The sequence below is a fragment of the Pseudomonas sp. NPDC087342 genome (assembly GCF_044744265.1).
In the GTDB taxonomy this organism is placed as follows: domain Bacteria; phylum Pseudomonadota; class Gammaproteobacteria; order Pseudomonadales; family Pseudomonadaceae; genus Aquipseudomonas; species Aquipseudomonas nunensis.
The window spans coordinates 1,147,489-1,159,675 of record NZ_JBIUXZ010000001.1; the positions used below are offsets into that span (position 1 = coordinate 1,147,489).

12 protein-coding genes are annotated in these 12,187 nt (G+C 60.8%); 8 read left to right on the forward strand and 4 right to left on the reverse strand.

The genetic code is table 11. The features are described 5' to 3' along the window. Positions 1–280: 280 nt before the first annotated feature. Positions 281–763: a MarR family winged helix-turn-helix transcriptional regulator gene (locus tag ACIOYV_RS05225; RefSeq protein WP_054046358.1), complete on the reverse strand. Its 483-nt coding sequence runs from the start codon at positions 761–763 to the stop codon at positions 281–283. A 193-nt stretch (positions 764–956) separates the two neighbouring features. Further along, positions 957–2,009 (reverse strand): 2,5-dihydroxypyridine 5,6-dioxygenase, encoded by a 1,053-nt coding sequence (locus ACIOYV_RS05230; protein WP_123509603.1) that lies wholly within the window; start codon positions 2,007–2,009, stop codon positions 957–959. A 312-nt stretch (positions 2,010–2,321) separates the two neighbouring features. On the opposite strand from ACIOYV_RS05230, the gene ACIOYV_RS05235 reads away from it, so the two are divergent. From ACIOYV_RS05235 to ACIOYV_RS05265, 7 genes are all read left to right on the forward strand, one after another. After that, positions 2,322–3,470, forward strand: a complete 1,149-nt coding sequence (locus ACIOYV_RS05235) for an FAD-dependent monooxygenase (RefSeq protein WP_401321460.1) — start codon at positions 2,322–2,324, stop codon at positions 3,468–3,470. Then, positions 3,467–4,273, forward strand: a complete 807-nt coding sequence (locus ACIOYV_RS05240; RefSeq protein WP_401321463.1) for an alpha/beta fold hydrolase — start codon at positions 3,467–3,469, stop codon at positions 4,271–4,273. Before ACIOYV_RS05235 ends, ACIOYV_RS05240 begins: the two co-directional genes overlap by 4 nt. A 13-nt stretch (positions 4,274–4,286) precedes the next feature. Next, the gene (locus ACIOYV_RS05245) at positions 4,287–5,039 is read left to right on the forward strand and encodes an Asp/Glu racemase (RefSeq protein ID WP_401321465.1); all 753 of its coding nucleotides are present in this window, start codon (positions 4,287–4,289) and stop codon (positions 5,037–5,039) included. Between the two features lie 12 nt (positions 5,040–5,051). Beyond that, positions 5,052–5,684 carry an N-carbamoylsarcosine amidohydrolase gene (locus tag ACIOYV_RS05250; RefSeq protein WP_401321468.1) on the forward strand — a complete coding sequence of 211 codons (633 nt, stop codon included), beginning with the start codon at positions 5,052–5,054 and terminating at the stop codon, positions 5,682–5,684. Positions 5,685–6,252: 568 nt separating this feature from the next. Further along, a complete protein-coding gene (locus ACIOYV_RS05255) occupies positions 6,253–7,563 on the forward strand; it encodes an MFS transporter (RefSeq protein WP_401321470.1) in 1,311 nt (436 codons plus the stop codon). Between the two features lie 363 nt (positions 7,564–7,926). Beyond that, positions 7,927–9,006: a nucleoside hydrolase gene (locus tag ACIOYV_RS05260; protein WP_054046372.1), complete on the forward strand. Its 1,080-nt coding sequence runs from the start codon at positions 7,927–7,929 to the stop codon at positions 9,004–9,006. Positions 9,007–9,132: 126 nt separating this feature from the next. Further along, positions 9,133–9,606, forward strand: a complete 474-nt coding sequence (locus tag ACIOYV_RS05265; protein ID WP_163909985.1) for an LEA type 2 family protein — start codon at positions 9,133–9,135, stop codon at positions 9,604–9,606. A 134-nt stretch (positions 9,607–9,740) separates the two neighbouring features. Here ACIOYV_RS05265 and ACIOYV_RS05270 read toward each other — a convergent pair whose 3' ends face one another. Continuing rightward, on the reverse strand, positions 9,741–10,664 hold the full coding sequence (locus tag ACIOYV_RS05270) for a carbon-nitrogen hydrolase family protein (protein ID WP_401321473.1): 924 nt from the start codon (positions 10,662–10,664) through the stop codon (positions 9,741–9,743). Between the two features lie 85 nt (positions 10,665–10,749). On the opposite strand from ACIOYV_RS05270, the gene ACIOYV_RS05275 reads away from it, so the two are divergent. Beyond that, the gene (locus ACIOYV_RS05275; protein ID WP_401321476.1) at positions 10,750–11,667 is read left to right on the forward strand and encodes a LysR family transcriptional regulator; all 918 of its coding nucleotides are present in this window, start codon (positions 10,750–10,752) and stop codon (positions 11,665–11,667) included. A gap of 167 nt (positions 11,668–11,834) precedes the next feature. Here the strand turns inward: ACIOYV_RS05275 and ACIOYV_RS05280 are convergent, their stop codons facing one another. Beyond that, positions 11,835–12,086, reverse strand: coding sequence for a hypothetical protein (locus tag ACIOYV_RS05280; RefSeq protein WP_054046380.1), 252 nt, complete (start codon positions 12,084–12,086; stop codon positions 11,835–11,837). Between the last annotated feature and the right edge of the window lie 101 nt (positions 12,087–12,187).

The window sequence follows — 12,187 nt, forward strand, 5'->3', positions numbered from 1 at the left end:
CTACTACATGAAACAAGAGCAAAAACGATGCCAACGGCACATGCAAGGTCTGTAGCAGCTGCCGAGGTACGAGGCTGCGTTCGGCTCATGTAGCAGCTGGCGAAGCCTGCGTTCGGCTCGTGTAGCAGCTGGCGAAGCCTGCGTTCGGCTGCGAAGCAGTCGTGATATCAGCCAGCGCGGTGTTTCAGGAAGACTGTGTGCTCAAATTTCACGACTGCTTCGCAGCCGAACGCAGCCTCGTACCTCGGCAGCTGCTACACAGAGCGCGTTTAGCCTGAGATCAGTCCTGCGGGTCGTCGATCATTTTGCGCAGCAGGAACAGCACCGCAACTCGTTCGGCCGGGTTGAGGTTGCTCAGGGTCAGTTCGGTGATTTTCCCGGCGCAGGGCACGGTTTGCTGCACCAGGCGATCACCCGCTTCGGACAGGCCGACGATGACTTTGCGCCGGTCTTGCGGGTCGGGTTCGAGGGTGATCAGTTCCCGGGCCTTGAGTCGTTCGACGATGCCGCGAATGGTCGCCTGGTCCACGGCGGTGGCCTTGACCAGTTCAGTCAGGGAGCTGGGACCGTGATCGCGCACGGCGCACAGGGTCACGAATTGCACTGCCGTGAGCTGTGAATCACCGACATTCTGCTGAAAAATCGCCATGTGCCGCTGATAGGCCTTGCGCAGCAAATGCCCGACTTGTTCGGAAAAAACATAGGAAGAATCAGGAGTTTCAGGCACGGCGGACTCGAAAGACGATGAGTGGTGGGGAGGCATGATGGACAGGTTGGGGGGCGGACTCAAGGGTGAAGTAAACCTCAAGGCATAGCAAAAACCCTGTGGGAGCGAGCTTGCTCGCGATAGCGGCATCACATTCACCATCAATGTTGACTGATCTATCGCTATCGCGAGCAAGCTCGCTCCCACAGTTGATTGATGTTGCCCTCAGGATTTGAGCCTGTCAGTTGTATCAGCGAACTCGCGAAGCCTCCGGCGCCACCACATCCCCGCCAATCACCACCGCCTGGTCATCCAGGTACACATCGCAATTGCGCAGCGGGATGTCCAAATGGCAGGGGGTTTTGCGCTTGCCGCCGACTTCGGTGTTCGGCCCGGTGGAGAACAGGAAGTTGCCATAGAACGCCCGGGCGTCCATGCACATGCCGTCGTTCTTGTCGTGCAGGCCCATCGCGGTCCACTGGGCTTTTGGCTGCAAGCCCCAGCCGATATGGGAGATGCCGTACACCTCCGGATCATTGAAATACTTCATGTAGTCGCGCAGGTATTCAGCCTCGAAGCCGCCGTGGATCGAGGTGATGAAACCCTTCTCGATCTCCAGGGTGATCTTCTCCCGGGTGTAGGTCTTGAACGGCAGCACGATGTCGCCGATGTCCAGCACCAGCACGCCTTCGGCGGTTTCTTCGTTGGGCCAGGAGAACAGGAAACCGCTGGGCCAATGGTCCCAGCGCCCTGGTTCATCGGCGAAACCGTATTCGGTGACCGCCGGATATTGCCCCAGCGCCGCACGGAAATCGCTGCCGGCGCGTGAGGTGACGTGGATCGAGCGCGCCTGGGTCAGCAGCTTTTCCGCCGCCATCACCCGCACCTTGTCGGCCTCGGTCGGCAGCATTCGCGCCAGCACCTCCGGGGGCTCCACGGCCAATAGGATGCGGGTGCCGGTCTTGAGGATCTGCTCCTGTTCCGGCGAATGCAGCAGCATCATCGTGTCGACAATCAGGTCCGCCGCTTCCAGCGCCCGTTGCGCCGCAATATTGCCGGTCAGCGCGGTGTCGCCGCAGTAGGCGGTCATATCGTTGCCCATGGCCGTCGGGTGGTTGAACGACGGCAATTCCACCGCGTAGACCTTGGCCCCCAGGCGCTGCGCGGCGTCCATCGCGGCGCGCACGGTGCGCGGGTCGGAATAGTGGCTCTTGAGCACGGCGACGCTCTGGGTCGCATCGACCTTCGACAGCTTCAACACGTGCTCGAACATCTGGGTCAGTTCGCAATCGCTTACCGGCATTTTCCTGTCTCCTCAATCGTCTGCTGCGCACCAAGTCGAGGCGCCCTGCCTCACCCTAGTGCATTTTTATAGCGTGTACGCCATTTGTTATCGATAAGACATCAAATGCGAGCGGACTGCAAGTACCAGACCACAACGTTACAAACCCACACAAACCCAACAAACAAAGGTTACATTCGGTGTCATTCGCAAAAAACCGCTTAAAATTAATTTTTACCAGCGGCTCTTTCTTTTTGAAAAATACAGCGTATACACTTTAAAAACCTTGCGGCGACCCAGCCAGCGACCATTCGAAGAAGAGGAACAAGCCCCATGGCCAATACGCAAAAAATCGCCATCGTCGGTGCAGGTCTTGGCGGTGCAGCCGCCGCGACGTTGTTGCAACAAGCCGGGTTCCAGGTGGACATCTACGAACAGGCCCCGGAGTTCTCCCGCCTCGGCGCCGGGATCCACATGGGCCCCAACATCATGAAAATCTTCCGTCGCATGGGCATCGAGCAGCAGCTCGACCTGATGGGCTCGCACCCGGATCACTGGTTCAGCCGTGACGGCTTGAGCGGCGACTACCTGTCGCGCATCCCGCTGGGGGACTTCGCCCGCAAGGAATACGGCGCGTCCTACGTCACCGTGCACCGCGGCGACCTGCATGCCTTGCAGATGTCGACGATCAAACCGGGCACCGTGCACTTCAACAAACGCCTGGAAACCCTCGAAGAAACCGACACCCAGGTGCGCCTGACTTTCGCCGACGGCGAAGTCACCTACGCCGACATCGTCATCGGCGCCGACGGGATCAATTCGAAGATTCGTGAAGAGTTGCTCGGCGCGGAAAAACCGCTGTACAGCGGCTGGGTCGCGCACCGCGCATTGATCCGTGGCGATCAACTGGCCAAGTACGATTTGAAGTTCGAGGACTGCATCAAGTGGTGGACCGAGGACCGGCACATGATGGTCTACTACACCACCGGCAAGCGCGACGAGTACTACTACGTCACCGGCGTGCCGCACCCGGAATGGGATTTCCAGGGCGCGTTCGTCGATAGCAGCCGCGAAGAAATGTTCGAAGCGTTCCAGGGTTATCACCCGACCGTCCAGGCGCTGATCGAGTCCACTGAAAGCGTGACCAAATGGCCGCTGCGCAACCGCAACCCATTGCCGCTGTGGAGCCGGGGTCGCCTGGTGTTGCTCGGCGACGCTTGCCACCCGATGAAACCGCACATGGCCCAGGGCGCCGGCATGGCCATCGAAGATGCCGCGATGCTGACCCGTTGCTTGCAGGAAACCGGTCTCGGCGACTACCGCACCGCGTTCGATCTGTATGAAGCCAACCGCAAGGAACGCGCCTCCCGCGTGCAGTCCGTGTCGAATGCCAACACCTGGCTGCGCACCCAGGAAGATCCGGCCTGGGTCTACGGGTATGACCTGTACGCCCAACCGCTGAAATCGGGGGTGGCCGCGTGAGCACTTTCGTCCATGGCGGCAACGTCCAGGCCAACGGCATTCGCCAGCATTACTTGCGCTACGGAGGCAAAGGCCCGGCGCTGGTGCTGATTCCCGGCATCACCAGTCCGGCGATCACCTGGGGTTTTGTTGCCGAACGCCTCGGCGAGCATTTCGATACTTACGTGCTCGACGTGCGTGGCCGCGGCCTCTCCTCCACCGGCCCGGATCTGGATTACAGCGCTGACACCTGCGCCGACGATATCGGCGCGTTTGCCGAAGCGATGAAGCTCGACAGTTATCACTTGGTCGGCCATTCCATGGGCGCTCGGTTTGCGGTGCGCAGTGCTGTGAAGCATCCGGCGGGCGTGAACCGTCTGGTGCTGATCGACCCGCCTGTGTCCGGCCCCGGTCGTCGTGAATACCCGAGCAAACTGCCGTGGTACGTCGATTCGATCCGCCAGTCGTTGATCGGAATGAACGCCGAGGCGATGCGCGCCTTCTGCGCCACCTGGACCGATGAGCAATTGCAGCTGCGCGCCGAATGGCTGCACACCTGCTACGAACCGGCGATCGTGCGCGCCTTCAACGATTTCCATGACGTGGATTTCCATCAGGACCTGCCAAAACTCCAGCAACCCGCATTGCTGATGATCGCTGGCCGTGGCGGTGTGATCCAGCCCGAGGACGAAGCGGAAATCCTCGACCTGCAACCGAACATTCGCAGCGTCCACGTCGCCAACGCCGGGCACATGATTCCGTGGGATGACCTCGACGGTTTCTTTGCGGCATTCGGCGATTTCCTCGGCCCACGTCTGAATTAACTGGGAGATTTTTATGCTCAAGCCTTACCGCATCGGCCAGATTGTGCCGAGTTCCAACACCACCATGGAAACCGAGATCCCAGCGATGCTCACCGCGCGCCAGTTGATCCGCCCGGAGCGCTTCACCTTTCACTCCAGCCGCATGCGCATGAAGCAAGTACGCAAGGAAGAACTCGCGGCGATGGACGGCGAGTCCGACCGTTGCGCCGTGGAATTGTCTGACGCCAAGGTTGATGTGCTGGGTTATGCCTGTCTGGTGGCGATCATGGCCATGGGGCTCGGTTATCATCGCCAGTCCGAACAGCGGCTGCGCAACGCTACCGCCGACAACGACGCGAATGCCCCGGTGATCACCAGTGCCGGCGCCTTGATCGAAGGGCTGAAAGTCATGGGCGCGAAACGCATCGCCATCGTCGCGCCGTACATGAAACCACTGACCGAACTGGTGGTGGATTACATTCGCGAAGAAGGCTTTGAAGTGGTGGATTGGCGTGCTTTGGAGATCCCCGACAATCTCGCCGTTGCGCAGCACGACCCGGCGAACCTGCCCGGCATCGTCGCTGGCATGAATCTGGAAGGTGTGGATGTGATCGTGCTCTCGGCCTGTGTGCAGATGCAGTCGCTGCCGGTGGTGGCGCAAGTCGAAGCGCAAACCGGCAAACCGGTGCTGACCGCCGCCATCGCCACCACCTACGCCATGCTCAAGGCCCTGGACCTGGAACCGATCGTCCCAGGTGCCGGCGCCCTGCTCTCCGGCGCTTATTAAGAGGTGCGCGACATGAGCGAACAAACCGCCAACGACAACTATCAAGGCGTGTGGGGCCAGCGCATCGGGTTCGGGCAGAAAGCCGCGTTGCTGATGATCGATTTCATGCGCGGCTACACCACAGAAGGCGCGCCGCTGTTTGCGCCCGGCGTGGTCAGCGCGGTGGCTGAAAGTGTTGAGTTGCTGGCCAGCGCCCGGCGCGTTGGCATCCCGGTGGTGCACACCAATATCCGCTACCATCCCGGCCATTTCGCCGATGGCGGGATCTGGGTGAAAAAAGCCCCGGTGATGAAGGACATGATCGAGGGCAATCCCTTGGCGGCGTTTTGCGAAGAGGTGTTGCCTCAGGAAAATGAAGTGGTGATCAGCAAACAATACGCCAGTGCGTTTTTCGGCAGCAGCCTGGCCTCGATGCTGCACGCCCAAGGCATCGACACCGTGGTGCTGGCCGGTTGCTCGACCAGCGGCTGCATCCGGGCGACGGCGGTGGATGCGGTGCAACACGGTTTCCGCACCATCGTCGTGCGCGAGTGCGTCGGCGACCGGCACCCGGCGCCCCACGAGGCCAACCTGTTCGACATCGACAGCAAGTACGGCGATGTCGTCAGCAAACAGGAGGCTATCGCCCACTTCGAAAAAATGTAATGCGTGCCACAAGAACCGCGCCATTTAGAGCGTTGGTCTTGGTAAAAAACTGAGGCCCGCCCCCTGTAGGAGCGAGGCTTGCCCGCGATGGCGATTTCAAGGACGCCTTCGCCAGCAAGCTGTGCTCCTACAAGGTAGGCGACCTGTAGGAGCAAGGCTTGCCCGCGATGGCGATTTCAAGGACGCCTTCGCCAGCAAGCTGTGCTCCTACAAGGTAGGCGACCTGTAGGAGCGAGGCTTGCCCGCGATGGCGATTTCAAGAACGCCTTCGCCAGCAAGCTGTGCTCCTACAAGGTAGGCGACCTGTAGGAGCGAGGCTTGCCCGCGATAGCGATTTCAAGAACGCCTTCGCCAGCAAGCTGTGCTCCTACAAGGTAGGCGACCTGTAGGAGCGAGGCTTGCCCGCGATGGCGATTTCAAGGATGCCTTCGCGAGCAAGCTTCGCTCCTACACAGGGTGTGGGACCTCAGTCTTCTGACACTGCCTTTGGACGTCGCTTTTGCAGCGCGCCAGAGCGCTGGAAAAAGCGGCTGTATAAAAACCATAAGTCACCGCCAGGAGACATCCGATGCCCATTGCGAACGCAGCACCCGCGACCACGGTCGCCGACCCGATTCAAGCGCTGTACCACAAGATCACCTGGAAGCTGATTCCGTTCCTGTGCTTCTGCTACCTGGCCGCGTACCTCGACCGGATCAACATCGGCTTCGCCAAACTGCAGATGCTCGATCAACTGCACTTCAGCGAAACCGCGTTCGGCCTCGGCGCCGGGCTGTTCTTTGTCGGCTATATCCTGTTCGAAGTGCCGAGCAACCTGGTGCTGGAAAAGGTTGGCGCGAAGATCTGGATCGCCCGGATCATGATCACCTGGGGCCTGCTCTCGGCCTGCACCATGCTTGTGACCTCGACCACCCAGTTCTACGTTCTGCGTTTCCTGCTGGGCGCGGCCGAAGCAGGTTTCCTGCCGGGTGTCCTGTATTACCTGACTACCTGGTTTCCGACCTATCGACGCGGCCGCATCATCGCGCTGTTCATGATCGGCCTGCCGCTGTCCAGCGTGATTGGCGGGCCATTGTCCGGTTGGGTGATGAGCCATTTCGACAGCCTCGGCGGTTTGCGTGGCTGGCAGTGGTTGTTCCTGATCGAAGCGGTGCCCAGCGTATTGCTCGGGGTGCTGACGTTCTGGGCGCTGCCGAACAGCTACCAACAAGCCAAGTGGCTCAACGATGATGAGAAAGCCCTGCTGGAACAGGAACTGCGCGCCGACGAAGCGAGTGCCGGCGACAGTAAACACAGCTTTCGCGACGGCTTCTTCAACCTGAAAGTGTGGATGCTCGGTGGTATCGATTTCTCGATTCTGCTCAGCGCCTACGCCATGGGTTTCTGGATGCCGACCTTCATCCGCAACGCCGGGATCGTCGACACCTTCCACATCGGCATTCTCACTGCATTGCCGAGCGTCGCTGCGCTGCTGGGCATGCTGCTGATCGGCGCCAGTTCGGACAAACACCGCGAACGCCGCTGGCACATCATCGTGCCGTTCCTGGTCGGCGCGGCGGCCATGGCCACTGCACCGTTCTTCGTGCACAACGTGGTGGCGACCGTGGTGCTGTTCGCCATTGCTTCGGCGGCGATCATCGGCGCGGTGCCGGTGTTCTTCAGCCTGCCGGCGACCTTCCTCAAAGGCACGGCGGCGGCCACCGGGTTTGCGCTTGCCTGCTCGCTGGCGAACATTGCCGGGTTGGTCAGCAACTCGCTGATGGGTGTGGCGATTGATGTCACCGGCAGCAGCGCCGGGGCGCTGTGGTTCTTTGCCGGGTGTTTGATCCTCAGCAGTTTCCTGGTGATTGCGTTGCCGGCCAAACTGGTAAACCGCTGACACACCAATGCTTTTGTAGGAGCACGGCTTGCCGGCGAAGGCGATTTCAAGGACGCCTTCGCGGGCAAGCCTCGCTCCTACAGGTTTTGCGCCCATCTGTAGGAGCGAAGCTTGCTCGCGAAGGCGATCTCAAGGACGCCATCACCAGCAAGCCTAGCGCCTACAGGTTTTGCGCCCATCTGTAGGAGCGAAGCTTGCTCGCGAAGGCGATCTCAAGGACGCCATCGCCAGCAAGCCTAGCGCCTACAGGTTTTGCGCCCATCTGTAGGAGCGAAGCTTGCTCGCGAAGGCGATCTCAAGGACGCCATCACCAGCAAGCCTAGCTCCTACAAGCGAACATCCCAATTACCCAGGTGAGTATCCATGCAAGGTTTGATCAAACGCTGTGCCCTGCTTGTCGCCGCCGGCCTGTGCGCCGGTTCTTTGCAAGCCGCGGAAAAAGTCATTTTCGACACCGACTTCAACGTCCTGAACGATGACGGCCAGGCCTTCATCATGCTCGCCCAATTACACGCGCAAAAACGCATCGACCTGCTCGGCATGACCCTGGTCAGCGGCAATGCCTGGGTCGATCAGGAACAGGTCGATGCGCTCAAGGCTGTGGAGCGCATGGGTGTGGAAAAGGACATCGGCGTGTATTCCGGCGCGGCGTATCCGCTCCTGCATGACTTCGCCACGTATCCGCAGGAGCAAGCCCTGTTCGGCGCCGGTTGGCCGGGAGCGTTCAAGGCGCCGCGTCCGACCTCCGCCGCGCAATTGGTCGCACCACCGGACGGCCTCGCTACCCACACGAAACTGCGCAAGGAAACCGCCGCGCAGTTCATCGTCGACAGCGTGCGCGCCAATCCGCATGAAGTGACGTTGCTGGCGGTCGGGCCGCTGACCAATATTGCGCTGGCGATCCGTTCCGCGCCGGACATCGTGCCGCTGATCAAACGCATCGTGTACATGGGTGGCGCCCTGGAGATTCCGGGCAACACCACGCCGGCTGCCGAGTTCAACTGGTGGTTCGACCCCGAGGCGGCGAAGATCGTCCTGCGCTCGCCTGTCGAACATGTGATCTTCCCCAATGATGTCTGCGAGAAGGTCACGTTCGATGCGTCGGTTTACAAACGGGTGATCGCGAAACCGGGGGCCATTGCGGACCTGTACAAGCACGAATTCGGCCCGCTGTTCGACAAGGATCCGGCGTATCACAGTTTCACCTGGGACAGCCTGCCGGCGCTGTTCCTGGTGCAACCGGACATCGTCACCGAATCCCGGGATTTGTGGGTCGATGTCGACGCGCAGTTCGGCGCCGATTACGGCCGCGCGCTGGGCTACAAGAAAAGCCCGCCGGTGGGCACGCAAAAAGCCAAAGTGGTGTTCGCCATCGACCAGCAGAAATTCTGGGACGGCTACGTCAACCTCGTGACCTTGCCGACCCCGGTCAAGGGCCGCTGAAACCGCTGGCAATGATGAACAAGTGACAGCCTTGGGCGAACCCCTCACAGTGAACGTGGTCGCACAGGTGAACCGCCAGTTTTTGCCCGATGGCGGTTCAGTCCCTTTTTCTGTCGAGAGCCCTTCATGCGCAGACTTCTTGCCCTGTCCCTTTCACTGCTGTTGCTCTCCCTGAGCGCCTGCGCGCTGTTCCCGAATCGCGATCCGTTGAACATCAATGTGGTTGGCATCGAACCGCTGCAAAGCCAGGATCTGGAAGTGCGTTTCGCAGTGAAGATCCGCGTGCAGAACCCGAATGAAACCGCCATCGACTACAACGGTGTGGCGCTGGATCTGGAAGTCAACGGCCAGCCATTGGCGTCCGGTGTCAGCGATCAATCGGGGACGATCCAGCGGTTTTCCGAAACCGTGCTGACCGTGCCGGTGAGCGTCTCGGCGTTCTCGGTATTGCGCCAGACCCTCGGGCTGAGCCAGACCCAAACCCTCGACAACCTGCCCTACGTGCTGCGCGGCAAACTGGCGGGCGGGTTGTTTGGCACGATGCGGTTTGTGGATACCGGGAAGCTCAGGTTGCCGGGGCCGAGCGCGGCCACCTGGTAATCCCGCCGAGCGGCGTCCCTCGTAGGAGCGAGGCTTGCCCGCGAAGGCGGTGTGTCACCCGACATCAATGTTGGATTGATATTACGCCTTCGCGGGCAAGCCTCGCTCCTACAAGGGTTGTGGCAAGCCATGGGTTATGCGGTGAAGCGCACGCCCGGCTTGGCCTTCTCATCCACACTCAGCTCAAACACATCCGGCCGCGCATAGTGCCCCACCACGTCGAAGTCGTAGCGAGCGCGGATCAGTTCGTCAGTATCGATTTCCGCCGTCAATAACCCGGGCCCACCCCGCAACGGCCCGGCCAACACATCCCCCATCGGCCCGACAATCACACTGCCACCCGCAATCAGCGGCCGATCCGCCGGCCAGTTGGCGATCTCTAAACCCAAGGCTTGCGGCGAATCCTGCACCTGGCACGCGCTGACCACAAAGCAGCGGCCTTCATGGGCGATGTGGCGCATGCTGACCTGCCACATCTCGCGCTCATCCACGGTCGGCGCACACCAGACTTCCACGCCTTTGGCGTACATCGCGGTGCGCAGCAGCGGCATCATGTTTTCCCAGCACACCACCGCCGCGAGGCGCCCGACCTGGCTGTCGATCACCGGCAACGTCGAACCGTCGCCCTTGCCCCAGATCAGCCGTTCGGTGCCGGTCGGCATCAATTTGCGGTGCTTGGCGACCAATCCAGCAGCAGGGTCGAAATACAGCGCGGTGCAATACAACGTGCTGCCCGCGCGCTCGATCACGCCAATCACCAGGTTGGCCCCGGTGCGCGCCGACAGCCCGGCCAACGCTTCGGTTTCGACGCCCGGCACATCGATGGCATTGGCGAAGTACCGCGCAAACGCTTCACGGCCCTCCGGCAGGCGATAGCCCAACTGCGTGCCAAAAGCTTCACCTTTGGGATAACCACCCAGCAGCGCTTCCGGCATCACCACCAGCGCGGCGCCGGACTCGATGATCGCGTTTTCCCAGGCGAGAATCTGCTCCAATGTTTCGCCCTTGCCACCGGGCAAGGCGCCGATTTGCAGGGCGGCAACGATTGACTTGGACATGTCTGTAACTCCGACGGCAATGAGGTGTTGCTGATTTTCCGCCCACGCCGGATCATGAATAAAGCCCCGTTCACTGCTGAATGATATGAACACCATGAATATCGCCGCCGTCGACCTCAATCTGCTCAAAGTCTTCGAAGCCCTGCACGAAGAATCCAGCGCCAGCCGCGCGGCCCTGCGCCTGGGCGTTACGCAATCGGCGGTGAGCGCTGCGTTGCGGCGTTTGCGGGAGTTGTATGGTGATCAGTTGTTTGTACGTACTGGCCGGGGACTGGCGCCGACGCTCAGGGCCAATCAGTTAAAACCGGTGGTCAGTGATGCGCTGAACAAATGTCGGCAGAGCCTGGCGATGATCGACCCGGCCGCCGATCACTACGAAGGACGTTCGGTCACCCTGGGTTTGTCAGATGATTTCGAGATTGCCTACGGGCGGCGACTGATGGAGGAAATCGCTCGTCGCGCACCGAAACTGCGACTGATTTTCCGCCAGACCCACAGCCAGATCGTCGCCCATGCGTTGCTGGATCGCAGTATCGACCTGGCCATTACCGCTGGGGGATTTGCCGAGCGTTTGCTCAGCCGTCAGGTGTTGGGCGAAGGGGGATATTTGTGTTTGGTGGACCCGCTGAGTCTGGCTGAGGGACAGCAAGACATCAGCCTGGACGAGTTCGTCGCGCGGGAACACATTCTGGTGTCGTCGGGTGGTTTTATCGGGATCACCGATGAGGGATTGGCGGCGCTGGGCCTGAGTCGGCGGGTGTGCGCCTCGACCACGCATTTTGCCGCTTTGCCGCATCTGCTCAAGGGCAGTCAGGCGGTGGCGACCATTCCGGCCCACGCCGCGCAAAGCATCGCGGCGCTTACAGGCCTGGCGCTGCAGCCCTGCCCGCTGGCGTTGCCGCGTTACCCGATCGAACTGGGCTGGCGCACCAGCACGCAACTCGATCCGGTGGTATTGAAGGTGCGCGAAGCGATTGTCGCGAGCTTCGACGCGCCCCTGTAAACGACATGCCCTTGTAAACGACACGCCCGTGTAGGAGCGAGGCTTGCCCGCGAAGGCGTCCTTGAGATCGCTATCGCGGGCAAGCCTTGCTCCTACAGGTCGTGGCCTTGAGATCGCCTTCGCGGGCAAGCCTCGCTCCTACAGACAGGGATCGGGGTTATCGGAAATTATTTGGCGGCCATCAAGCGGTTCACTTCGCTGCGCACCATGTTGGCGTATTCGGGCGGTGACAGAAGGTCGAGCTCGGAACGGACCCATTCGGCCCATTTGCCTTTGCGTTTGGCCCGTTCGCCGAACAACCGTGCGGCTTCGCCCTTGGACTTGCCCAGGTTGCTTTGCCAGAGGTCGAACAGACGGGATTTTTCGTCTTCAAGCGCAGCGCGCTCGGCAAGGGGTTTGTCGGCCAGATTGAAGCTCATGGGAAATACCTGCGGCGTAAATAGGCGACATCTTACACTGTAGGAGGATTCCTCCGACCCTGGATTTTTCTCCGGGGTTGAGTCTGCGCGCAAATTCACTG